This window comes from Nonomuraea cypriaca (assembly GCF_015645445.1).
Taxonomy (GTDB): Bacteria; Actinomycetota; Actinomycetes; order Streptosporangiales; family Streptosporangiaceae; genus Nonomuraea; species Nonomuraea cypriaca.
In genome coordinates this window covers 1-24,332 of the sequence record NZ_JADOGI010000160.1, presented here as the reverse complement: position 1 = coordinate 24,332, position 24,332 = coordinate 1, and the positions used below count along the sequence as shown (strand labels likewise).

The window sequence follows — 24,332 nt, the reverse complement described above, 5'->3', positions numbered from 1 at the left end:
CCCCGAACCCCGTCGAGGCGATCAATACCTGATAGCCGGCTACCGCCGGCTCGATGTCGGCATCCCAAGCAGCCACACCCTCGCCCTCACGCAAGTGGGGCGCCGTCACCGATTGGGGAACCATGACCGAGGTAGGCAGAGGCATGGCGAAAAGCCTGTTCTCCCGGCGTGCCTTCACCAAGTCCGCGGCGGTTGCCGCGTTCTCACCATTAGTCGTATCAAGTCAGACCGAGGCGTTGGCTGACAAGCCCGCGGACAAACCGGGCAAGGGCAACGTCCGCCGCATCACCCTCTACGCCGAGCAGATGCCGGACGGCCAAACGGGCTACGGCCTGGAGCCCGGCAAGGCCACGATCCCCGGCCCGCTCATCGAGATGGTCGAGGGCGACACCCTCGAGATCGAGATGGTCAACAACCTGAACGTGACGGCCAGCCTGCACGTGCACGGGGTGGACTACGACACGGCCAGCGACGGCACGCGACTGAACAACAGCGTGGTGGAGCCCGGCGCCCGGCGTACCTACACCTGGCGCACCCACGCCCCCGGTCGGCGCCCCGGCGGCAGCATCGAGCCAGGCAGCGCGGGCTACTGGCACTACCACGACCACGTCGTGGGGACCGATCACGGCACGATCGGCATCCGGCAGGGGCTCTACGGGCCGCTGGTGATCCGCCGCAAGGGCGATGTCGTACCGGACAAGCAGTTCACCGTCGTCTTCAGCGACATGACGATCAACAACCGCCCGGCTCACGAGGCGCCCGAGTTCGTCGCGAAGCTCGGTGAGCGGGTGGAGTGGATCGTGATCACGCACGGCGACCTCTACCACACGTTCCACATCCACGGGCACCGCTGGGCCGACAACCGTACCGGTCTGCTGGAACACCCGCAGGACCAGAGCAGGATCATCGACACCAAGATCACCGGCCCGGCCGAGTCGTTCGGCTTCCAGGTGATCGCCGGCGAGCGCGTCGGCGCGGGAGCGTGGATGTACCACTGCCACGTCCAGATGCACTCCGACATGGGGATGGCCGGGATCTTCATGGTGACCGACGCGGATGGGAACGTCCCGAATCCGCCAGGCGGTGACCACTCGGGTCACTCGATGGACACGCATCACTGACGCGGCCCCAGGCCCCGGCCGCGGCAGAACCCTCAGCTCTACCGGTCCCGAATCACTCTCAACCCGAAGGAGCGAACGATGGGCCGAAAAGCCCTCTTACCGCCCCGACCACCCGTCTGGCGCCGCGTACTGATCACGATGTCGAGCGCCGTCCTGGTGCTCGGGCTGGCGACGCCGGCCGCCGTACCGGCACAAGCCCAGGCGGCCGCCCCGAAGCCGCCTGCGAAGGACTCCGTCAACGTACTCGTCTTCCACGGTCCGGCCGACGAGCAGGACGACCCGGTCGAGCAGGCCACGGCGGCGATCAAGAAACTGGGCGAGAAGAACCGCTTCTCCGTCGACGAGTCGGAGGATCCGGCCGTCTTCACCACCACCAACCTGGCGCGCTATCGCGGCGTGGTGTTCCTGTCCGCCAAGGGCGCGGACCTGGACGCCGGCCAGCTGGCCGCCTTCCAGGCGTACGTCAGGAACGGCGGCGGATTCGTCGGAGTCCACGATGCCGCGCGGGCCCAGACGGACTCGGCCTGGTTCACCGAGCTGATCGGCACCCGCCCCGCCGGCAGCCTCCCCAACCCCGAGAAGGTGACGGAGAGCTCGGCGAGCGGGGAGAACCCGCCGAACGAGATCAAGGGCAACTTGTTCGACGGGAACAACAACACCAAGTGGTTGACCCGGACGCCGACCGGGTGGGTCCAGCTGAAGATCGAAAAGCCGGTCGCGATCGCCCACTACGCGTTGACGTCGGCCAACGACTTCCCCGGCCGTGACCCGAAGGACTGGACCCTGCAGGGCTCACAGAACGGTACGAACTGGACCGATCTGGACAAGCGGACCGGGGAGAGCTTCCCCCAGCGGTTCCAGACCAAGGAATTCACGTTCGACAACACCACGGCGTACCAGTACTACCGGCTCAACATCACCGCCAACAGCGGTGAGCCGCTCATCCAGCTCGCCGAGGTGCGGCTGTTCGGGCCCACCGCCGGGCCTCCCCCGGAGAGCCAGCCGCAGGAGGCCGTCGTCGACCTCGTCGACCGCGGGCACCCGGCGAACAAGGGGCTGCCCCTGACCATGAAGCGCACCGACACGTGGATGAACTGGACCCCCAGCCCGCTGGGCAAGGTGCACACGGTGGCGCAGGTCGAGGAGGAGACCTATGACCCGGGCCTGAACGGCAACGGCTCGTTCCACCCGGTCTCCTGGTGCCGCGACTACGACGGCGGCAGGTCGTTCTACACAGGCATGGGCGGCACCAAGGCGAGCTACGCCGGCGACGCGCAGTTCCAGAGCCACCTCGGCGGCGCCATCCAGTGGGCGACCGGTCTGGTCCGCGGCGACTGCCAGGCGACCATCGCGTCGAACTACGTCACCGAGCGGCTGACCGCGCAGAACAAGCAAGGACAGCTCGACCAGATCGGCGAGCCGCACGGCCTGACCATCGCACCGGACGGCAAGGTGTTCTACATCGGCAAGGCGGCCTGCCCCACCGGCCCGATCGCCGACTGGAACGACCCCAAGGTCGGCCTCGGCTGCGGCACCATCCACCAGTGGGACCCGAAGACCAAGCAGGTCAAGCTCCTGACCACGCTCCCCGTCATGGGCAACCGCGGCAGCGGCGACGAGCTGGTCAAGAACGAGGAGGGCCTGGTCGGCATCACGCTCGACCCCAAGTTCGCGCAGAACGGCTGGATCTACGTCTACTGGATGCCGCACGAGTCGATCGACAGGGACAAGCGGATCGGCCAGCGCACGGTCTCCCGGTTCACCTACGACTCCGCGAACCTGACGATCGACCAGAGCACCCGCAAGGACCTGCTGCACTGGGACACCCAGATCCACAGCTGCTGCCACGCGGGTGGAGCGATGGCGTTCGACGAGGACGGCAACCTCTACATCGGCTCCGGTGACAGCAACTCCTCCGGCGGCTCGGGCGGTTACTCCGGCAACAACTGGACCCAGGAGTACAAGGGCACCTCGTTCCAGGACGCCCGCCGTACCGCCGGCAACACCAACGACCTCAACGGCAAGATCATCCGTATCCACCCGGAGCCCGACGGCACCTACACGATCCCCAAGGGCAACCTGTTCACCGGCAAGGAGGAAGGAGGCGGCAAGACCCGGCCGGAGATCTGGGTGATGGGTGTCCGCAACATCGCGCGGATCGCCTGGGACCACGAGAACGACTGGCTGACGGCCGGATGGGTCGGCCCGGACGCCGGCGGCCCGAGCGAGACCTGGGGCCCGGCGAAGTACGAGACCGCGACGATCCTCACCTCCGCCGGCAACCAGGGCTGGCCGTACTGCATGGGCAACAAGCAGCCCTACCGTGACCGCAGCAACGACGACGCCACGCAGCCGGCCGACTGGTACGACTGCGACAACCTGAAGAACACCTCACCGCGTAACACGGGCCTCGTCGACATCCCACCGGCGCGGGCCAACATGATCTGGTACTCGCCCCAGGGCGGCGGCCCGGTCTACCCGAAGCGGGACGACGGTAGCGGTCTGCCCACGTACAAGCAGGGCGACGAGACCTTCACCGTGCCCTACCTCAAGGGCGGCGGTCAGGCGGTCATGTCGGGGCCGACCTATCACCGGTCCGAGGTCGACACCGGCAGCGGTGTCGCGTGGCCGGCGTACTGGGAGAACAAGTGGTTCATCGGCGACCAGTCCAACGCCAACAACCGCGTCACCGTGACCGTCGACCCGAAGACCGTCCCCGACGCGGGCCAGCCGGCCTTCGGTGAGGACCTGCGCGCCATCATCCAGCCCGGTAACGCCGGCACCCAGCTCCAGTCCTGGATGGACGCCAAGTTCGGTCCTGACGGCGCGCTCTACATGCTGGACTACGCCGGCGGCTTCTTCAGCCTCCACCCCAACCAGAAGCTGGTCCGCGTCACCTACAAGGGTGGTCCCGCGACGCCGGACCCGAGCGACGCCGTGGTGCGTCCCGTCCGGCAGAGCACGCCCAAGACGGTGGCGTTCTCCAGCACGAAGGCCGGCGGCGTGTCGTGGGAGTGGAACTTCGGCGACGGCAGCAAGCCGTCGAAGGAGGCCGGCCCGACGCACACGTACGCGAACTTCGGCACGTACAAGGCGACGCTGAAGGTCACGTACGCCAACGGTGAGGTGGCCACCGGCACCATCGACGTCGAGGTCGGCTGCCCCGCCCCCGACGCCCGGCCGACGGTCCGGCTGCTCGACGCCGACACCGGCGTGGCCAACCGCGCGGCCGGCGGCGGTTGCACGATGAACGACCTGATCGACGACGAGCGTGACTGGAAGAACCACGGCGAGTTCGTGAGCCACCTCAACGACGTGGTGAACCAGGCTCGCAAGGACGGCGTCATCGACAACGGCGAGGCGACCGCGCTCAAGAAGGCGGGTGCCCAGTCCGAGATCGGCAAGACGAACGGATACGAGACCATCTTCGACGGGACCGCGGAGTCCCTCCAGGACTGGTCCCAGGCTCCGTCCGGGCAGTTCACGCTCCAGCAGGACGGCACGATCCGGGCGTCCGGCGGTCTCGGAATGCTGTGGTACTCCAAGAAGGCGTACGCCGACTTCTCCCTGAGGCTGCAGTTCCGTGACGTCGCGCCTGAAGGACATCGCGCCAACAGCGGAGTCTTCACCCGGTTCCCCGACCCGAGGACGCCGCTGGAGCAACGTCCCGCCGGAAGTTGCGGAACGGTCGGATCGGCGCGTACGTCCCCCGCGTGGGTCGCGATCTTCTGTGGTCAGGAGATCCAGATCTACGACGGTGACACGGGCGAGCCGCAGAAGACCGGCTCGGTCTACAACTTCGCGACCAACGGCCTGGACAAGGCCGGGGTCACCCCGAAGGGCACGTGGAACGACTACGAGGTCCGGGTTACCGGGCAGCACTACACGATCATCCGCAACGGCAAGGTGATCAACGAGTTCGACAACACACCGGGTAAGTCGTCGTCCCGCGCCGGCGACCCGCCCACGGATCTGCGCCAGTTCATCAGCGGGTTCGTCGGGTTGCAGAACCACAGCAACAACGACCTGATCGACTTCCGCAACATCCGGGTGCGCGAACTCTAGGTCCGGTGCCGGGCGGGGAGCATTCCCCGCCCGGCACCCCATCCAGGTGGGCGGAGCGCGCCGCCCGCCGGCACGCGTGCAGACTGTGAGAGGTGCAACGATACATGCACGTCAGATCCCTTCCCTCCCTCATGATCGGTAGCTTACGGAGGACGCTCAAAGCCGCCGCCACGGCGCCCGGTCTGGCCGTGGTGCTGTTGAGCCTGGGCCTTCCCGCGCTCTTCCTCACGTCGGTCCAGGCCGCCGCGCAGCCCCGCGCGGCGCAGACCACGTCGTCGGCCGACCAGGTGCTCACCTGGACCGCCGACGACAGCATGACCGCCTACAAGTCGACGCCGGACACGGCGACGGCCGGTCCCGCCACCATCGTCTTCGAGAACAGCACGGCGACCGGCAACACCAGCTTCATGACCCACACACTGACCTTCGACGTCTCCACCCCCGGCTACAACCACGACGTCACCGTCAACATCATCGCCAGCCCCATCGACGGCACCGGCGGCCGGCACGAGGCGCAGGTGAACCTCACCCCCGGGAAGTACCGCTTCTTCTGCGCGATTCCCGGCCACGGCCAGATGGTCGGCGAGCTGGTGGTCACCGACGGCGGCGGTACGGACACCACGCCGCCGCAGGTGTCGGCGCAGGTGGCGGGCGACCAGGACGAGGACGGCAACTACGTGGGCTCCGCCACGGTCACCGTCTCGGCGGACGACACCGAGTCCGGGGTCGACACGGTGGAGTACTCCCTGGACAACGGGGCCTTCACGGCGTACTCGGCACCGGTGTCGGTCAACCAGGTCGGCGCGCACACCGTGCGGTACCGGGCCACCGACAAGGCCGGGAACGCCTCGGAGGCGGGCTCGCTGACGTTCACCGTGGTCGCTCCCCAGGGAGAGGACACCACCCCGCCGCAGGTGTCGGTGGCGTTCACCGGCAACCAGGACTGGGCCTGGAACTACGTGGGCTCCGCGAAGGCGACGATCTCGGCGAACGACACAGAATCGGGGGTCGACAAGGTCGAGTACTCCCTCGACGGCCAGCCGTTCGCCGTGTACGCGCAGCCGCTCACGGTCGCCCAGCCAGGCACGCACACCGTGACCTACCGGGCCACCGACAAGGCAGGAAACACCTCCGCTGTCGGCACGGCCACGTTCAGGCTGGTCAAGGCCGCGTCGGACGCGGAATGCCCGAAGCCCGGCAAGGGCAACTGCAAGGACAAGTGAGTCCACCAACCGGCGGGCGGCCTTCATCCACGGACGGAGGCCGCCCGCTTCAGCGGTCGAACTCGTTCGCCTTCACGCCCTTGAGGAACGCGTCCCACTCGGCGTAGGTGAAGAACAGCTTGGGACCGTCGGGATCCTTGGAGTCGCGCATGGCGATCAGCTTGGCCTCACCGGCCTTGTGAGCAGGCCCATCGTGTGCATTCTCGAGTTCGGCGACCTCCACGCAGTTTCCGCCGTTGTCGCCGGAGAAGCTCGACTTCCGCCACCGCGCCTGACTCAGGTCCATTTTTCCTCCATCGCTTTCTCGATAACGCCAAGAGACATGTTCAGGGGCAACGCCTCGGTGCGAATGGCCTCAAAGCGTTCTATACCCGCTGACACGTCGTCGCGATCGCTCGTCGTGATGCCTCGCACCGCGGTCTCCGCGTAGAGCACGTCAACCCCGCCCTCCAGCATCGCGATCATGAACCCGCCCATCAACCCGGAATGCAGCCCGTGCGGGAGGACCTGAATGGTCAACCTCAGACTTACCGCATCCAGCAACCGATGGAGTTGCTCTCTCATCAAATCCGATGTGCCGATCGGCCGGTAGAGCACGGCCTCATCGATGACGCAGCGCAACGTCGGGGCGGGAGGATCGTTCGCTGTAGTGGATCTTTTCGGAGAGTTGCCCCTGCGTCAGCCCGGCGGCTTTCCGGTAGTGCCGCAGCTCTCTTCCCCAGATCGCCGCAGGCGCATAGAAGTCAGCCATCTTGCCCTCCCTCGCCCTGAGTTCAATGTCGCGGGCGCGAACTTCAAAGTTCACGTCTCGCAGCCATTCGATTACTCAAGGTAGTCGTACGGCGACAGCATGGGAACATGGAATCCGAAACCCGCACCGGACTTTTCGCGGCGGCCGTCAAGGCGCACGCGGCGCTCGCCGTACAGAAGCAAACCCGAACGCCCTCGCCCGCCATCCTGGGAGAGCGGTGGATGCCTCCCGACCGAGAATGCGTTTCGTCCGTTCGCCGCTTCGTCCGCGATTTGACCGGTGACTGGAAAGCCGGGGAAACGGTTTCCGAAACAGCCGAGCTCCTGGTTTCCGAGCTCGCGACGAACGCCCTCGTCCATTCCTCCGCGCAGGCGCCCATACACGTCGCGGTCATCAGAGACGATCATCTCTTGACCGTGGAGGTGCGCGATTCCTGCGCGGGCGTTCCCAGCGCCGGGCCGATGGTCACGACGGCCACCAAAGGGCGGGGGCTCCCCATCGTCCAGCACCTCGCACACAACTGGGGCTGGACGCTCACGCCCACCGGCAAGGCCGTCTGGTTCCAACTCGTCGCCTGGCCAGAAGCATGACGGTGCACGGTCATCTCGCACCCGGTCAGGATCAGGGTGAACACGAAGGCCCTCACGATCCCGTAGGGCACCTACTCAGGACGGTCCGGGTCCTGCCCGACATGGTGCACGAGCAACCGGAACAGGCCACCGGGCAAGGCGGGACGCCACCCGGACGCTCTCCTTCGCCGGCATCATCGCCGACGAAGCCGACAGCGCTCAGCGGTCAGAAGACCTCCTCCGAGATCACTTCCGGCAGAGCTGATGCCGATCTGCGGCACCTGCCTTCTCTAGGCAAAGAGGGCGCGTGCTACTCCCATCGGAGGGCAGGACCAGCCCGGCACCGCACATTTTCATGGGCAGCGTCGAATCTGTCCCTCGCCCGTTCGTCTTCAGGATGTGAGCCTTCATGAAGGAGTAGCCATGTCCTCAGCAACCCTGCAGCCAGCACGTGACCTCCCACAGCGACGAGCCGACACCCTTGACCGTCTGAGCAGCGGATTCCAAATGTGGCTGGCCACCGGGAGCGACGGTCACGGGGCACACCTGATCCCAGTCGCCTACGTCTGGAACGGCTCGACCTTGACTACCGCGACCTTCCGCCGCAGTCGCACGGTCTCAAACCTGCGGGCGAGGCCAACGGCGCGGTTGGCGATCGGGGATACCGCCGACGTCGTTGTCACCCCTGGAGATCGGCCGTCACCTCGTGGTGAGTGACGCGTTCGTCCCACCGTGTCAGAGCGCGGCGGGCTGTTTCTTCGACGACGGCTTGCTCGGGGTCCTTGCCGGCGAATGCGTGTACGTCGTCCATGCTGGAGAAGAACGTGATCGAGGTGAACATCACTTCTTCGCTGTCCTGGCGACGTAGCAGACGGGCACCGCAGAAACCGGCAACCTGCTGGAGATGCTCGGCGACCTCGGATTCGTAGTGGTGCCGGTAGTCGTCGGCTGTCATCGTCGAGGCCCATCCTCGCCATATCCGCGCGATCATGCGCTGCACCTGACTCTTCCTTGCCTGCCGGCATGGGCCGGCCTTGGCTCAGGCCGCGCTTGAAGGCCATCGCAAGCACGGCAGCGCGTGAGCCCGGCCCCTTGCGGAGAGACTAGCGGGTGGTTTGTTCAGGGAAGCAAGCTGAGGGCGGTTACGTGCTTCGGCTTGACGGCATGGAAGTGCCTGTGGTCAAGGGTGGCGACTTCGCGGGCGTCAAGCTACGGCGATTACGGAAGCGTCGGCAGCACCGAGAGGGAAGTTGGAGTAGGTCCTGACGAGCTCGGCCATTCGAGCGACATCGTCGAGCATCAGCGGTTCGAGTGCCAGTTCGCCATCGACAATAGAACGAAGGAACTGGACCTCGGCATCTGGACCGACTCGGGATTCGAGAAGCCAGCAGACCTCGGTAAGCACAGGACCAGGAACGACGAGTGGACCGGGATGTGCTTCGAGCAGAGCGACACAGCGCTCGTGGTCCTGGTCTTTGCGGTTGAGTACGGCGTAGAGAGGGCCGGTGTCGCAGATCAGCATCAGCTCTGCCGGAAGTGATCTCGGAGGATGTCTTCTGACCGCTGAGCGCTGTCGGCTTCGTCGGCGATGATGCCGGCGAAGGAGAGTGTCCGTCGTCGCCCGCCTTGCCCGGTGGCATGTTCCGGTTGTTCGTGCACCAACTCAAGTGCGACGGCGCGCAAGGCGCGTGCCTGGGTCGGTGTCAGGCGATCGACCAGGCGATGAAGGTCGTCGTACTCTTCATGCAGCGCACTCATACCCCTGAGTGTACGGGGTGACGTCGAATTTGATCTTGCTACGGCCTTGGACAGGTGCGGGCGCGGCCGTACATCGAATTTGATCTTGCTACGCGGTTGATGACAACGGCCTTGGAGCGGCCACGCACAATGATCAGGTAGGGCCTACCAGGCCACGGTGTGGGGGGTCAGGGACGGGGCCTGCTGGTGGAGGAGGTCGACGAAGGCGTCCACCGGCTTGGTGGAGACGCGGCCCGCCTTACGGTAGAGGCGGATCTCCCGTTGCCACAGCGGCGCCGGGAGCGGCCGCGTCACCACCTTCTCCCCTGACACCGCCACCTGCGCGGCGAACGCCCCCATGATCGCCACCCCCAGCCCGGCCGCCACCAGGGCCGAGATGGTGGTGGGCTGCGCGATCACGATGATCTCGGCGGGGTCGGCGCCGATGCAGTCGAGCCGGTCGCGGTAGTCGGCCCAGCCGCCGTAGGGATCCCCGGTCACCATGACGGTCTCGTCGGCGAGCAGCTCGAGGTCCACCGGCGAGGCGGTGGCCAGGGGGTGGCGCTTGGGGACCACCAGCACGATCTTCTCGTGGAACAGGTGGGCCGAGGGGACGTTGTGGTGCACCTGCGGCACGTCCGATGTACGCAGGGCGATGTCCATCTCGCCGTGCGCGATGGCCTCCTCCAGTTGCAGCGGGTCGCCCTCGCGCAGCACGACCGTGACCCCGGGATGCAGCCGGCGGAACTGCTGCATCAGCGGCGCCAGCAGCACGGCGCTCAGCCCCGGGTAGCCGCCGACCGTGACGTGCCCCTTGAGCTTGGTACGCAGCGTACGCACCTCGTCCGCGCCCGCCTGGATCTCCGCCAGCGCGGCCCTGGCCTTGGGCAGGAACCTCGCACCGGCCGCGGTGAGCGTGACCTCCTTGCTGGTACGGGTGAGCAGCGTGCCCCCGAGCGCCCGCTCCAGGGCGGCGACGTGCGCGCTCACCCGGGGCTGCGAGCGGCCCAGGGCGCGCCCCGCGGCGGTGAATGAGCCGTGGTCCACGACCGCGACGAAGGTGGCCAGCCAGCTGACCTGCAGGTCCATTCGGAAAACGTATGGTGTTAAGTCGCACTATGGCAATAGACGGATGGTTCTGTCCCGAATAGATTCGCCCGCATGACGAGCGAGACCGTCGAATTCGACGCGGGACGGATGACCAGAGGTCAGCGCAGGATCGCGCTGACCGCCATCGGCGGCTACTACGTGGACGGCTACGACCTGCTGGTCCTGTCCGGCGCCCTGCTCGGCATCGTCCCCGAACTCTCCCCGGATCCCGGCATTCTGGGCCTGGTCGGCGCGTCCGCGTTCATCGGCATGGCCCTCGGCTCGCTGCTGACCGGGCCGCTCACCGACCGTTTCGGCCGCCGCCCGGTCTTCTTCGCGTCGATGGCCGTCTTCGTCCTGGCCTCGCTGGGGTTCCTGCTCGTCAACGACGTGTGGCAACTCATCGCGCTGCGGTTCTTCGTCGGCTTCGCGATCGGCGCGGACATGCCTGCCTCGGCCGCCCTGATCGCGGAGTTCATCCCGTCCAGGAGGCGCGGGACGTTCACCGGGCTCGGCGGGGTGGCCTGGATGCTGGGCGCGCTGACCGCCATCGCGGCCACGCTGCTGATCTTCACCGCCGTGGGCGTGGAGCACTGGCGATGGGTGCTGGCCACCGGGGCGCTCGCGGCGGTGGTGCTGCTGTTCCTGCGCCGGCGTACGCCCGAGTCGCCGTACTGGCTGCGTGCCCATGGCCGCCACGAGGAGGCGCTGGCGGCCTGGCGTTACGCCACGTCAGGCGACAGCCCGCCCGACGCGGGAACGTCCGTAGCCGGCGCCGGGCAGCCGGCCCCGCTGCGGACGCTGTTCCGCCGGCCGCTGGCGATCATGATGGTCATGCTGTGCGTGTACTGGGGATTCAACAACCTGTACGGCTCGGCCATCCTGCTCTACCAGCCCAGCCTGATCAGCCGCATCGTCACGCCGAGCACGTTCACGTCGCTGCTGTTCACCGCGTCCACGACGGCGCTGGCGGTGATCCTGGGCCTCGTCGTCTGCATGTGGGTGATCGAGTCGATCGGCCGCCGGTTCATCGCGATCGCCGGCACCGCGATCGCCGCGGTGTGCACGTTCCTCATCTGGGCCGGGTTCGGCACCTCGTGGCTGGTCCTGGTGGCCTTCGCCGTCACGATCGCGGTGATCAACGGCGGCACCTCGCTGGCGTTCTACTCCTGGGCGCCCGAACTGTTCCCTGCCGTGGTGCGCGGCCGCGCGGTCGGCATCGTCAACATGGTCGGCAAGACGGGCAGCGTGGTGGGGACGCTGGCGCTGCCGAGCATGTTCGACGCGCTCGGCGCGGTGGCCTTCCTGGTGATCTCGGGTCTCGCGGTGGTGAACGTGGTGGTGACGTTCCTGCTGGCTCCCGAGACCCGCGGCCTGACGCTCCGCCAGCTCGAGGAAAGGGTGTACGCATGACGACCGGACACGTGGGGCGTACCTACCAGGACTCCACACCCTGGTGGCCGCAGCCGCCCAGGCCACGCGAGGGCGCACCGGACGTGATCGTCGTCGTCCTCGACGACGTCGGGTTCGGCAGCCTCGGCTGCTACGGCTCCGAGATCGCCACGCCCGCGATCGACGGCCTGGCCGCGAACGGGCTGCGCTACACCAACTTCCACGTCACGCCGCTGTGCTCCCCCACCCGCGCCTCGCTGCTCACCGGCCGCAACCACCACGCCGTCGGCATGTCGCTGCTGTCCAACGCCGACAGCGGCTTCCCCGGCAAGCGCGGCGCCATCACCCACCGCGCGGCCACGATCGCCGAGGTGCTGCGCGACACCGGCTACAACACCTACGCGCTCGGCAAGTGGCACGTGGCCCCGATGGACCAGACCAGCGCGATCGGCCCCTACGACCAGTGGCCGCTGGGCCGGGGCTTCGACCGCTACTACGGCTTCCTCGAGGGCATCAGCGACCAGTTCCATCCCGAGCTGGTCCAGGACAACCACCGGGCGGAGCCGCCGAAGACGCCGGAAGAGGGCTACCACCTGACCGAGGACCTCGTCGACCGGGCCATCGCCTACATCTCGGACCACAAGTCGGTGGGGCCGGGCAAGCCGTACCTCCTCTACCTGGCCCTGGGCGCGGGGCACGCGCCGCACCAGGCGCCCGAGGAGTACCTGCGGCGCTACCGAGGCCGTTACGACGAGGGCTGGGACGTGATCAGGCAGCGCCGCCACGCCAGGCAGCTCGACCTCGGGATCACCCCGCCGGGCACCGCGCTGGCGCCCCGCAACGACGGCGTACGACCCTGGGCCGAGCTCAGCGGCGAGGAGCGCGAGGTAGCCGCGCGGCTGCAGGAGTCGTTCGCCGCGATGCTGGAGCACACCGACGCCCACCTCGCCAGGCTGCTGGCCCACCTGGAACGCATCGGCACCAGGCAGGACACGCTGATCGTGCTGCTGTCGGACAACGGCGCCAGCCAGGAGGGCGGCGCGCTCGGCAACACCAACTCGATCGCGTACGAGAACGGCGACGTGGTCTCCCACGCCGACAACTACGCCAGGCTCGACGAGATCGGCGGCCCCCGCTGCCACGGCAACTACCCATGGGGCTGGGCGCAGGCGGGCAACACGCCGCTCAAGAGGTACAAGCAGAACACCCACGCGGGCGGAGTGCGCGCCCCGCTCATCGTCAACTGGCCGAGGCAGATCGCCGGCAGCGGCGTACGGGCGCAGTTCCACCACGTGATCGACGTGACGCCGACGATCCTGGACATCGTCGGGACCGAGATGCCGGCCACCTACCGGGGGCTCGCGCAACTGCCCGTGCACGGCACGTCCATGCGCTACACCTTCGCCCACGCCAAGGCGCCGACCCGCCGCGCCACCCAGTACTTCGAGATGTACGGGCACCGCGCGATCTGGCACGAGGGCTGGAAGGCCGTGGCCTACCACGAGCGCGGCACCTCCTACGACGACGACCGGTGGGAGCTGTACCACCTGGACGACGACTTCTCCGAGTGCCACGACCTGGCGGCCGAGCGCCCCGACGTGCTGCACGAGCTGATCGGCCGCTGGTGGTCCGAGGCCGACAGGTACGACGTCTTCCCGCTGGACGACCGCAACTTCGCCGAGCGGGCCGCGAAGTACCACAGCGCGGCCTCGCCCAGGCGGCGGCGGAGCTTCGTGCTCTTCCCGGAGATGAGCCGCATCCCCGGCGGGGTCGCCCCGCTGATCTACGACCGGTCGTACCGCGTCGACGCCCACGTGCGGCTGGGCGACGGCGACGAAGGCGTGCTGATCTCGCAGGGCGACGTGAACGGCGGCCACGTCCTGTACGTCGCCGGCGGCCGGCTCCACTACGAGTACAACCACCAGGGCACCAGGTACCGCGTGAGCGGTGAGGGCCCCGTGCCGCCCGGCGACCGCGTACTGTCGATGATCTTCACCAGGACCGGGCCCTGCCAGGGCATCGCCACGCTGGCCGTCGACGGCCGCCCCACCGGCGGGAAGCTGCCGCTCACCACCGCGCGCTACCTGATCGGCTGGCAGGGTCTGGTGCTGGGCCGCGACGCCCTGTCACCGGTGAGCTGGGACTACCCGCGCGGCTTCCCCTTCACCGGCACGATCGACCGGGTGCTCATCGAGCTCGACGACGCCATCCCGGAAGGCGTGCACGAATCCTTCGACTGAGTCACATGTGCGCGCCGGCGACCTTGACCGTGGGCAGTTCTGCGACCCTCAGGCGGGCCGACCCGTACGGCAGCAGCGGCATCGGCAGCACCGGCATGCCGGTGCTCGCCGGGCTGTCCGGCACCAGGCCCGCGGAGTCGTTCACGAGCCGCCAGTCCCGTATCATCGCGCCCTTGCCGTGGATCACCAGCGGCGCCGCGTCGGCGGCGAACGGGACCGGGGACACGGGCCGGCGTTCCACCCGCCAGGAGTCGACGCCGTCGGGATCCTCCAGCCACGCGCCGAAGTTCCACGCGGTCCGCGGGGTGATCTCCCACTCCGCGAGCCCCCGATGCCCGGGTACGGAACGCCAGATCTCCGGCACGCCGTGCGCCATGACCAGCGGGCCGAACCGGAACCCGATCGCCCCCCGATCCCTCGGCACGGTGCGCAGCCGCATCGGCAGCGTCAGCTCGATCACGTCGCCGTCCCGCCAGACCCGCCGTACGGTGACGTAGCCGCGCTCATCCGGCACGACCGCGACGTCCTCGCCCGCCACGACCAGCGTGGCCGCCTCGCACCAGGCGGGAATGCGCAGCCCGACGGCGAACTCGGCCGGCTCGGGCGCCGACACCTCGATCCGCACGGTCTCGTCGAACGGGTAGTCGGTCACCACGTCGAGCCGCGCCGGCCCCGCGTCGACCTGGCACGGCGCGTACGCGACCGCGTTGAACACGTCCTCGCCGGCCCGCATCCACAGCGACCGGACGAGCTTGGGCCAGCCCTGGTGCAGGTTGGCCGTGCAGCAGCCGAAGTGCGGCTCGTGGCCGAAGACGTTCGCGTCGGGCCCGCTGAAGCTCCAGTCGCGCTGCCCGAACGAGACGAGCACCTGGTTGGCCTGCTGGTGGTACTGGTGGGCCAGCATCCGCGGATCGTTGCTCGCGGCCAGCAGGTTGAACGCGACCTGCTCCAGCAGGTCGCCGTGGCGGCCGTCGCCGAAGATCCTGGCCAGCTGCTCCAGGGTGAACATCAGCTCGACCACCTGGCACGTCTCGACCCCGTGGTGCGGGTCGCGGCCGCCGAGCCACTCGTCGCCGGAGAACACCCCGTGGACCTGCCCGTGCAGCTCGTCGAGGTGGTCCCACATGCGGGCGAACGTGCCGGCGTGCCCCGGGTCCCCGTCGACCAGGTACGCCGCGGCCGGGTTCTTCAGCCCCATCGCCACGTTCGGCCCGTGGGTGAGGTGGGAGAACTCCGGCGTGACCCCGGCGGGCAGCCGCTCGGTCAGGAAGGTCGCCCAGTCGTGCGTCTGCCGCAGGATCAGCCGCGCCAGGTCGAGCAGCCAGTCCTCGCCGGTGCGGTCGTACAGCCACATGATGGACAGGACGTTGTCGGCGCCGCGCGCCTGCCCCCAGCTGCTCAGCGGCCGGTCCGGCAGCGCCGCGCGCTGGTGTTCGAAGTAGCGGCGCAGGAACGGGGGCACGCGCTCGTCGCCGGTGGCGTCGGCGTACTGGGTGAGGACCTTGAGCGCCACCATGCGCGGCCACCAGTCCAGGTCGTGGGCGGGCCCGAACTGCCCGTCGGCCCGCTGGCCGCCCAACATGGACTCGATCCACTTCTGCGCCTTGGCCTGCAGCTCCGCCGCGCCGAGCGTGTACGCCAGCGGCACCAGCCCGTCGAGATAGTACGGCCCCCGCTCCCAGGACTCGCCGTCACCACCGAGCCAGGCGCTGTCCGGGCCGACGTCGGGCCAGATCTCCTCCAGCCGGCCGGTCTGCCCGTCGGCCTGGAGCTGGAGCTGGTCGCGCAGCCATCCCCGTGGGCGGATGGCCCCGAGCGGGAGCTCGCGCTGGTGCGGGTTGCCGTTGGTCATAGAGGTCCTTCGCGTAGTCATTCGCGTAGTCATGGGTCAGCCGCGCAGTGCGCCGTTGATCAGTCCGGCGACGTAGTAGCGCTGGAGGAGCAGGTAAACGATGAGGACGGGCCCGACCGCCAGCACCACGCCGGCCTGCAGGGCGCCGTAGTCGACCACCCCGTACGCGCCGGACTGCAGGCTGACCAGCATGACCGGCAGGGTGTACTGGGCGCCGTCGTTGAGGAAGATCAGCGGGGCGAGGAACTCGTTCCACGACGCGATGAACGAGAACAGGGCGACGGTCACGACACCCGGGGCCACCAGGCGCAGCGAGATGTGCCTGAGCGCCTGCGTGTTCCCGCATCCGTCCACGAGCGCGGCCTCCTCCAGCTCGCGCGGGATCGACTCGAAGCTGTTGCGCATCAGGAAGACGCCGAACGGCAGCTGGAACATGATCAGGACGAGGGAGAGCCCGAAGACGGTGTCGGTCAGCTGGAGCCAGCCGAGCACGATGTACAGCGGCAGCAGGATCGTCGCGTACGGCACCATGAGGATCAGCAGCGTCGCGCCGAACAGCAGCTTCTTGCCACGGAACTCGAAGCGGGCGAAGCCGTACCCGGCCAGCACGCAGACGATCGTGCTGCCCGCCACCACCAGCAGGCACAGCACGAGGCTGTTGGTCAGGTAGACGCCGATGCCCTCACCGTAGGTGGCCAGCTCGCGGAAGCTGTCGAGGGAGAGGCTGCGCGGGAACCAGGTGGGCGGCTGCTGGTTGGCCTCCTCCGGCGACTTGACGGAGTTGAGCGCCACCCAGATGAGCGGCAACAGGAAGATCGCCGCGAGGACGCCGCTGAACAGATGGTACGTGGTCCCGGACACGGCGGCCCGGAACCGGAACGGGCGTGCGGTCATCTCAGCTGTCCTTCTGCCGCAGGAATCTGAACTGCACGGCGTTGAGTATCACCAGGGTGAGGAGCAACACCACCGACAGCGCGGCGGCCTTGCCCAGGTCGAACTTCTGGAACGCCGTGTTGTAGACCGCGAACATCACCGTGATGGTGCTGTTGTCAGGCCCGCCCTTGGTCAGCACCAGGAACTGGTCGAAGGCCAGCAGCGACCCGGTGATGGACATGATCAGCAGCAGCGCGAGCGTCGGGCGCAGCAGCGGGAAGGTGATGTGCCACAGCCGCTGCCAGGCGGAGGCGCCGTCGACGCGGGCGGCCTCGTACAGGGCGGCCGGGATGGACTGCAGGCCGACGAGCAGCACCAGCACCTGGAAGCCGATGAACTTCCAGACGACCAGGGTCAGCGTCGTGAACAGCGCCTTGCCCGGCGTGCTCAGGAAGCCCCACGGCCCGTCGGTCAGTCCGATGGCCCGCAGCACCTCGTTGGCGATGCCGTTCTGGTCGTTGACCGAGGCGTACCAGATCAGCGCCGCCGCGGCGGTGCCGACGACGTACGGGAGGAAGAACGCCGTCCGGTAGAACCTGGCGCCCCGGCGGGTCGAGGCGGAGACCGCGACCAGGATGAAGGAGACCCCGAAGATCACGATGGTGGTGATCGCGGTGTAGATGAGCGTGAACGTGATCGACCCGAGGAACAGGTCGTTCGAGGCGATGTCCGCGTAGTTCTCCAGGCCGTTCGGCTCGGGCCCGCCGAGCAGCGGCCAGTCCTGGAAGGACATGAAGACCAGGACGCCGAGCGGCACCAGGAAGATCACCGCGACGATGACCGCGAGCGGCGCCACGAACAGCGCGCCCGCGCCGGAACGCCGCGTGCTCTGGCGGTGTGGCCGGGTCCGAGCCGGCCGCTCGACCGGGGCCGGTGCCCTCGCGATCGTCGTGCCCGCCATGTGGACCTCCCTTCGTCTTCGATCTCTACTGGGCGTCGTCGATGGTCTGCTGGATGGTCTGCTGGGCCTTGGTCAGCGCCGTGGCGTCGCCGTTGAAGATGTGGCCGCGCAGGCCGGCCAGCCAGGGCCCGTTGGCGTTGTTGAAGATCTCGCCGTACGGGAGGGTCGCCGGGGTGTAGCCGTCGCGCAGCCCCTCGATCGCGGTGACCCTGGCCGGGTCCTTCGCGGTGTACTGGTTGCTGGCCAGGTCGAAGCGCGGAGTCAGGTTGTTGTTCTTGGCCCACACCTCGAGCTGCGGCTGGTCGGTGAGTGACCACTTCAGGAAGTCGACCGCCTGCGGGTGGTGCTCGGAGTCGCGCGAGACGCCGATCACGTCGCCGCCCACGAAGGTGGCGGTGGCGCTGCCGTCGGGTGCGGTGAAGGGGGCCACGCCCCACTTGAACTTCGCCGTCTTGGCGAGGTCGGGGAAGTCGAACGTGCCGACAGGGAGCATCCCGATCTGGCCGGCGTTGAAGGCCGTGGTCCAGGTCGTGCCGTCGTCGGTCTTGGCGGCCGAGGGGACGATGCCCTCGGCGTACAGCTTCCGGTAGAGATCGGCGGCCGCCTTGATGGCCGGGCTGTCGACCTGGGCGCGGGTCCCGTCCTGGCTCAGCGGCGGGGTCTTCGCGGCGACCGCGGCCGGCATCAGCGTGTAGGCCAGGCAGCCGGGGCAGTTGCCGGGGAAGTAGAAGCCGTAGGTCTTGCCGCCGAGGCCGCGGATGGCCTTGGCGGCTTCGTAGATGCCGGTGAAGTCGGTCGGCGGCTTCTCGGGGTCGAGTCCGGCCTGGGCGAACAGGTCCTTGTTGTAGATCATCAGTGAGGAGTCGACCAGCAGCGGCAGCCCGTAGACCTTGCCGTCCCTGGTCGCGACCTGCTGGTGCGCCTGGGAGAGGCTCTCCTTGAAAGGCAGGCTGTTGGCGGCCTCCGTGATGTCCTGATAAATGCCCTGTTTGACGTAGTTGGGAGAGTAGACCACGTCGGCGCCGAGGAGGTCGGGCAGCGACTTGGCGCCGGCGGCGGCTCCCACCTTCTGCTGGAACGCCTCGCTCGGGATGACCGTGAGCTTGATCTTGTTCTGGTGGGTCTTGTTGTAGAGATCGACGAGCTTCTTCGCGGGGTCGCCGGCGGTGTTGCGTACCCACATGGTGAGCTGGGCGCCGCTGTCCGGGGCCGACCCCGATCCGGTCTGGCCGGCCTCGGAGCCGCACGCCACCAGCAGCGATACCGCCGGCAGCACCGCCAGCGCCGGCCACGGGCGCTTCCAGTAGGCCATGACCCACTCCTTACTTCGCACGGGCTCCGGCCACATGCGCGGAAATTCAAGGAAACGTTTTGCCGTACCATAGGCAGCGGGTTCACCATCGTCAACCCCCGATCGACAGATCTGTTTCCGTGGAATGCGGAAATGTTTCCGAACGCTAGGATGCCAGTCGGCACGTGAGGGAGAGGGGCCGCCGAGTTGCCACGCGGACGTAAGAAGACGGTGACCACGGCCGACATCGCCCGGCGGGCCGGCGTCTCGCCTGGCACCGTCTCCAAGGCGCTCAACGGACGCGGCCAGCTCGCGCCTGCGACACGCGAGCGTGTCCTGTCCGCGGCTCGCGAGCTGGGCTTCATCCCCGGCCGGCCGGCCGGCGAGGAACGCACCTATCTGGTCGGCGTGCTCACCACCGACAGCATCGGCAGGTTCACGATCCCGCTGCTGGCCGGGGCCGAGGACGTGCTCGGTCCCGGCCAGATGGCGATGCTCCTGTGCGAGAGCCGCGGCGACCCCATCCGCGAGCAGCACTACATCCGCAGCCTGCTCAACCGGCGCGTGGACGGCATCATCGTGACCGGGCGCAACAGCGACCTACGCCCGTCGCTCGGCGACCAACTGCCGATCCCGGTGGTCTACACCCTGGTGCAGTCCGAGGACCCGGAGGACGTATCCGTCCTGCACGACGATCGCGAGGGCGCCGCGACGGCGGTGCGGCACCTGATCGAGACCGGGCGGCGGCGCGTCGCCCACGTGACCGGGCCGCCCAGGCACGCCGCGGTGCGGCGCCGCCTGCTCGGCGTCGAGGACGCGCTGAAGGCCGAGGGGATCTCGCTGGTGACCGAGCCCATGTTCGGCGAGTGGAGCGAGGCGTGGGGCCGGGAGGCCGCGGTCCGGCTCACCCGGGGCGAGCAGGAGTTCGACGGCGTCTTCTGCGCGTCGGACCAGATCGCCAGGGGGCTGGTCGACGGGCTCAGGGAGCTCGGCCGCCGGGTGCCGGAGGAGGTCGGCGTGGTGGGGATGGACAACTGGGACGTCATGGCCGAGTCCGCCCGTCCCCCGCTGAGCACGGTGGACCTCAACCTGTCCGATCTCGGCCAGCTGGCGGCGGAGCTCCTGGTCGCCGCCATCGACGGCCAGGTCCTGCCCGGCGGCCCCCGCCTGGTCTCCAGCACCCTGGTGAAACGCCGCTCCACCGAACTCTTCTGACGCGTATGCCGTCGCGGCCACCTCCAGGCGCAGGCGATGCCGGTTCATCATCGAGCCGCTCGACGATCGGCGAGCCGTCGGATTCGTCCGGCTCAGGGATGCGAAGCCGGAGCTGGGGAATGCCGAGCGCCTCCTGGAAAGCGAACTGGCGCCGTCTGGAACGAGCTGATCGCGATCTCGTTCGTCTCACGTTCACCACTCACGGGTGGCTTGCGGTGGTTTCGAGCCATTTGAATTTCCAGTGTGAATTTACCCCTGACGAACGTTCCCCCATACCGGCTCCGGGGACGCGCCGTGCTCCTGCTCGCGGCAGCCGTGGTATCCCTCATCGGCATCCCCGCGCAGGCGGACGCGGCACCCCCTGACCCGGTAGCCGAGACCGCAAGCCAGGCGCGGCTCGCATCCTCGTACCTCCCGGCGGCGACCCCGCTGTTCGACGCAGGTACGGCCGTCGCCGGCGGGCCCATCGAGACCTACCGGACGGACCGGCCGGTGGCCGACGGCATGGTGCTCGACTCGGTCGACACCCTCGATCCCCGCGGCTGGCAGCGGTCCGACGCCCTCACGATCGACCTCACCAAGGGCAACAAGATCGGCTATCTGGACACCGGCGAGGTCGCGGCGACCGGCAGGATCAGCGAGATGGCCGGCAAGGCGGGTGCGGTCGCGGCCGTCAACGGCGACTTCTTCGACATCAACAACTCCAGCGCGCCGGACGGCGTCGGCATCCAGGACGGCAAGATCGTCAAGTCGCCCTCCGGAGGCTTCGACCGGGCCGTCACCTTCGACTCCTCCGGCATCGGGCGCATCATGGACGTCCTCTTCGAGGGCACCGTCACTCTGGCCGGTGGGGAGCAGGTGCCGCTGGCCCGGCTCAACGCCGTGGACCTGCCCGCCGGTGGCATCGGTGCGTACGACTCGCGCTGGGGCTCCTACACCCGTACCCGTCCTGTCCAGGGCGTGGCGCAGGTCACCGAAGTGCTGGTGGCCGACGGCACGGTGGAGCGGGTCACCGCGGGCGCGGGCGAGGGCGACATCCCGGAAGGAGCGACCGTGCTGGTCGGCAGGGACGCGGCGGCGGCGCGGCTCGCGCGGCTCACGGCCGGCGACCCCGTCGAGATCTCCTACCGCGTCAAGCCTTCCGTGGACGCCGAGTTGGTCACCGCCATCGGCGGTCACACCGTTCTGGTCAAGGACGGCGTGGCGCAGGGCGTCAACGACAGCACCCTCGCGGCTCGCATGGCCGTCGGCTTCAGCGCGGACGGCGAGAAGATGTTCATGGTGACCGTGGACGGCAACCGTACGATCAACAGCCGTGGCGCGACCCTGAAGGAGATGGCCGACCGGCTGGTCGAACTCGGCGCCAACGTGGGACTGGAGATCGACGGTGGCGGCTCGGCCACGATGGTCACGCGCACTCCGGGCTCTGACGAGGTGCGGATCGCCAACGAGCCGAACGACGGTGTCGAGCGGCTCGTTCCCAACGGCCTGGCGGTCTACGGGAAGGAGGGCAGCGGACGACTACGCGGCCTGTGGGTGCGCCCGGCGATCGACCCGTCGCTCGCCCCCGGGATGGGGCCGGTGCCCGGCGGGCGTCCCGACCGGGTGTTCCTCGGTCTCACCAGGACCGTCGCCGCCACCGGCCACGACGAGACGTACGGGCCGGCGGGCTCGTCCCGTGACATTCGCTGGAGCGCCACGCACGGCGGCGTCGACGACGGCGTCTTCCGCGCCAAGCTGCCCGGCACGGCGACGGTGACCGCCTCCTCCAGGTCGGTGCGCGGCAGCACCAAGCTGGAGGTGCTCGGCCCGGTAGCCCGGCTGGAGGCCACGCAGCCGTCGATCAACATCGCCGACGCCTCGGGCAGCGCCGTCTTCGGCGTCGTGGGCTACGACGAGCACGGCGACTCCGCGCCGGTCGAGCCGCGCGACGTCACGCTGTCGTACGACACCACACTGCTCGACATCTCCCCCGACGCCACCGGCGGCTTCACGGTCGCCTCGAAGAAGCCGTCGGGTGCGGCCCTGGTGACCGTCGAGATCGGCGATCTGACCGCGACCGTGGCGGTGACCGTGGGCGTGGAGAAGCGAATCCTCGCCGATTTCGACAACGCCGCGCAGTGGACGGCGGGCTCGGCACGGGGCAGCGCCACGGTGACCCCCGCCGCCGAGGGCGTCAGCGGGGGCGGGCTGAAGCTGGCCTACGACTTCACCGGGTCCACCGCGACGCGTACGGCGTACGCCACCTCGCCGCAGCGGCTCGGCCTGCCCGGTCAGACCCGTGCGTTCGGCCTGTCGGTCTATGGTCGTGGACAGGGTGAGTGGACGGCGATCCAGGTCATCGACGCCACCGGCAAGGCGACCTCGGTCTACGGGCCGTACATCACGTGGAACGGCTGGCAGGACATCGAGTTCCCGGTGCCGACGGGGCTGGCGCAGCCGGTCACGGTCAACCGGTTCTACGCGATCGAGATCAAGGCCGACCGGCAGTACGCATCGGACGTGCTGATCGACGAGCTGTACGCGCAGGTGGCCCCATCGATCGAGCAGCCTCCCGCGGCCCAGGTACGCGACCGGCTCGTCTCTGCCCAGCCGGGCCGGGACGACTGGCGGTTCGCCGTCATGTCAGACGCGCAGTTCGTCGCCCGCGATCCGGACTCGGCGCTGGTGACGGGTGCCCGGCGGACGCTGCGCGAGATCAAGGCGGCCCGTCCTGACTTCCTGGTGATCGCGGGCGACCTCGTGGACGAGGCGTCGGAGGCGGACTTCCAGCTCGCCAAGCGCATCCTCGACGAGGAGCTCGGCGCCGGCCTGCCCTACTACTACGTGCCAGGCAACCACGAGGTGATGGGCGCGAGCATCGCCAACTTCCGCGCCCACTTCGGCGACACCAACCGGACCTTCGACCACAAGGGCACCCGATTCGTCACCCTCGACACCTCACTCGGGACGATCAGAGGCGGTGGGTTCGACCAGATCGAGCGGCTGCGTACGGCGCTGGACGAGGCGGAGGAGGACGACAGGATCGGCTCCCTCGTCGTCATCGAGCACCATCCGCCGCGTGACCCGACGCCCGGCGCGCTCAGCCAGCTCGCCGACCGTAAGGAGGCCGCCCTGGTGGAGCAGTGGCTCGGCGACTTCCAGCACCGCACCGGCAAGGGCGCGGCGTTCATCGGCGGCCACGTCGGCACCTTCAGCGCCGCACGCGTGGACGGCGTGCCGTACCTGATCAACGGCAACTCCGCGAAGACGCCGTCGACCGCGCCCGGCGAGGGCGGCTTCACCGGATGGAGCATGCTCTCGGTGGATCCGGTCAGCAAGGCGGAGCGGATGGCGGCGAGGTTGTTCCCGTTCGCGGGCGGGCCGCGGTGGCTGGCCGCGCAGATCCGCCCGCACGTGGACGAACTCGCCGTGACGGCTCCCGCCCAGATCGCCCTCGGCGCGTCCGCCCGGGTAAGCGCCACGATCACTCAGGGCGCCAGGCAGGTGCCCGTGGCCTACCCGATCGGTGTCACCTGGTCGGGCAGCCGTGACCTGCACGTCGGCGATGCCCGATCGGCGCGCGGTGGCGATGTGGCGGTCTTCGACCCGGCGACGGGGACGCTGACCGCGCGCCGCCCAGGAACCGTGACGATCTCCGCGACGGTAGGCGGCGTCACCCGGGAGGCGACGATCACGATCGTACGATGACCGGCTGAACCTCCCCCGCCGGACCGTACCCGATGACAAAGGGCGTGAAGGTGGGGGATGCACACGATGTGCCAGGTGGCCGGTCCTGCTGTCGACAGGAAGTGTCAATAAGGACGAATTCATAGTCCATCAATCAGATGGATATCATTTCCGGATTACTCCCCCTTTACCCTCATGGACATGCGTGCAATGCCCCGGGTACTCGCGATCCTCATGACGGCCGGCGTAGCCGTCGGCTCGATCGCCGCCCTGCCCCCCACCCC

At 68.7% G+C, this 24,332-nt stretch carries 19 protein-coding genes; 8 read left to right on the top strand and 11 right to left on the bottom strand.

From position 1 onward, the window contains the following. Positions 1-236 precede the first annotated feature (236 nt). From ITP53_RS38200 to ITP53_RS38190, 3 genes are all read left to right on the top strand, one after another. A complete protein-coding gene (locus tag ITP53_RS38200) occupies positions 237-1,121 on the top strand; it encodes a multicopper oxidase domain-containing protein (protein ID WP_207757024.1) in 885 nt (294 codons plus the stop codon). 78 nt (positions 1,122-1,199) lie between these two features. Next, positions 1,200-5,186 carry a ThuA domain-containing protein gene (locus ITP53_RS38195; protein WP_195900340.1) on the top strand — a complete coding sequence of 1,329 codons (3,987 nt, stop codon included), beginning with the start codon at positions 1,200-1,202 and terminating at the stop codon, positions 5,184-5,186. 131 nt (positions 5,187-5,317) lie between these two features. Next, the gene (locus ITP53_RS38190) at positions 5,318-6,409 is read left to right on the top strand and encodes a cupredoxin domain-containing protein (protein ID WP_195900339.1); all 1,092 of its coding nucleotides are present in this window, start codon (positions 5,318-5,320) and stop codon (positions 6,407-6,409) included. A 49-nt stretch (positions 6,410-6,458) separates the two neighbouring features. On the opposite strand, the gene ITP53_RS38185 is transcribed toward ITP53_RS38190, so the two are convergent. From ITP53_RS38185 to ITP53_RS38175, 3 genes are read right to left on the bottom strand one after another with little or no spacing between them, the layout of a single operon-like run. Continuing rightward, a complete protein-coding gene (locus tag ITP53_RS38185) occupies positions 6,459-6,695 on the bottom strand; it encodes a DUF397 domain-containing protein (protein WP_195900338.1) in 237 nt (78 codons plus the stop codon). Then, the gene (locus ITP53_RS38180; protein WP_195900337.1) at positions 6,686-7,006 is read right to left on the bottom strand and encodes a Scr1 family TA system antitoxin-like transcriptional regulator; all 321 of its coding nucleotides are present in this window, start codon (positions 7,004-7,006) and stop codon (positions 6,686-6,688) included. The genes ITP53_RS38185 and ITP53_RS38180 overlap by 10 nt, the downstream gene beginning before the upstream one ends. A 4-nt stretch (positions 7,007-7,010) precedes the next feature. Then, positions 7,011-7,160 carry a helix-turn-helix domain-containing protein gene (locus tag ITP53_RS38175; protein ID WP_195900336.1) on the bottom strand — a complete coding sequence of 50 codons (150 nt, stop codon included), beginning with the start codon at positions 7,158-7,160 and terminating at the stop codon, positions 7,011-7,013. 107 nt (positions 7,161-7,267) lie between these two features. Here ITP53_RS38175 and ITP53_RS38170 point away from each other — a divergent pair, with 107 nt between their 5' ends. Continuing rightward, on the top strand, positions 7,268-7,750 hold the full coding sequence (locus ITP53_RS38170; protein WP_195900335.1) for an ATP-binding protein: 483 nt from the start codon (positions 7,268-7,270) through the stop codon (positions 7,748-7,750). Positions 7,751-8,408: 658 nt separating this feature from the next. On the opposite strand, the gene ITP53_RS38165 is transcribed toward ITP53_RS38170, so the two are convergent. From ITP53_RS38165 to ITP53_RS38150, 4 genes are all read right to left on the bottom strand, one after another. Beyond that, on the bottom strand, positions 8,409-8,729 hold the full coding sequence (locus ITP53_RS38165) for an antibiotic biosynthesis monooxygenase family protein (RefSeq protein WP_207757023.1): 321 nt from the start codon (positions 8,727-8,729) through the stop codon (positions 8,409-8,411). A 204-nt stretch (positions 8,730-8,933) separates the two neighbouring features. Then, positions 8,934-9,251 carry a type II toxin-antitoxin system VapC family toxin gene (locus ITP53_RS38160; RefSeq protein ID WP_207757022.1) on the bottom strand — a complete coding sequence of 106 codons (318 nt, stop codon included), beginning with the start codon at positions 9,249-9,251 and terminating at the stop codon, positions 8,934-8,936. Continuing rightward, on the bottom strand, positions 9,251-9,487 hold the full coding sequence (locus ITP53_RS38155; protein ID WP_195900334.1) for a hypothetical protein: 237 nt from the start codon (positions 9,485-9,487) through the stop codon (positions 9,251-9,253). Before ITP53_RS38155 ends, ITP53_RS38160 begins: the two co-directional genes overlap by 1 nt. 144 nt (positions 9,488-9,631) lie before the next feature. Continuing rightward, positions 9,632-10,555 carry a LysR family transcriptional regulator gene (locus tag ITP53_RS38150; RefSeq protein ID WP_195900333.1) on the bottom strand — a complete coding sequence of 308 codons (924 nt, stop codon included), beginning with the start codon at positions 10,553-10,555 and terminating at the stop codon, positions 9,632-9,634. A 72-nt stretch (positions 10,556-10,627) separates the two neighbouring features. Here ITP53_RS38150 and ITP53_RS38145 point away from each other — a divergent pair, with 72 nt between their 5' ends. Further along, complete coding sequence (locus ITP53_RS38145; RefSeq protein WP_195900332.1) at positions 10,628-11,968, top strand: MFS transporter; 1,341 nt, start codon at positions 10,628-10,630, stop codon at positions 11,966-11,968. Further along, on the top strand, positions 11,965-14,187 hold the full coding sequence (locus ITP53_RS38140; RefSeq protein WP_195900331.1) for an arylsulfatase: 2,223 nt from the start codon (positions 11,965-11,967) through the stop codon (positions 14,185-14,187). The genes ITP53_RS38145 and ITP53_RS38140 overlap by 4 nt, the downstream gene beginning before the upstream one ends. A 1-nt stretch (position 14,188) precedes the next feature. Here the strand turns inward: ITP53_RS38140 and ITP53_RS38135 are convergent, their stop codons facing one another. From ITP53_RS38135 to ITP53_RS38120, 4 genes are read right to left on the bottom strand one after another with little or no spacing between them, the layout of a single operon-like run. Further along, on the bottom strand, positions 14,189-16,039 hold the full coding sequence (locus ITP53_RS38135) for a beta-L-arabinofuranosidase domain-containing protein (RefSeq protein WP_195900330.1): 1,851 nt from the start codon (positions 16,037-16,039) through the stop codon (positions 14,189-14,191). Positions 16,040-16,075: 36 nt separating this feature from the next. Continuing rightward, positions 16,076-16,933: a carbohydrate ABC transporter permease gene (locus tag ITP53_RS38130; protein WP_195900329.1), complete on the bottom strand. Its 858-nt coding sequence runs from the start codon at positions 16,931-16,933 to the stop codon at positions 16,076-16,078. Between the two features lies 1 nt (position 16,934). Then, positions 16,935-17,873 (bottom strand): carbohydrate ABC transporter permease, encoded by a 939-nt coding sequence (locus ITP53_RS38125; protein ID WP_195900328.1) that lies wholly within the window; start codon positions 17,871-17,873, stop codon positions 16,935-16,937. A gap of 25 nt (positions 17,874-17,898) precedes the next feature. After that, on the bottom strand, positions 17,899-19,185 hold the full coding sequence (locus ITP53_RS38120) for an ABC transporter substrate-binding protein (RefSeq protein WP_195900327.1): 1,287 nt from the start codon (positions 19,183-19,185) through the stop codon (positions 17,899-17,901). Positions 19,186-19,371: 186 nt separating this feature from the next. Between ITP53_RS38120 and ITP53_RS38115 the strand changes: the two genes are divergently transcribed. Together ITP53_RS38115 and ITP53_RS38110 are read left to right on the top strand one after the other, a co-directional pair. Then, the gene (locus ITP53_RS38115) at positions 19,372-20,379 is read left to right on the top strand and encodes a LacI family DNA-binding transcriptional regulator (RefSeq protein WP_195900326.1); all 1,008 of its coding nucleotides are present in this window, start codon (positions 19,372-19,374) and stop codon (positions 20,377-20,379) included. A 294-nt stretch (positions 20,380-20,673) separates the two neighbouring features. Beyond that, complete coding sequence (locus tag ITP53_RS38110) at positions 20,674-24,069, top strand: phosphodiester glycosidase family protein (protein WP_328817101.1); 3,396 nt, start codon at positions 20,674-20,676, stop codon at positions 24,067-24,069. Positions 24,070-24,332: the final 263 nt, after the last annotated feature.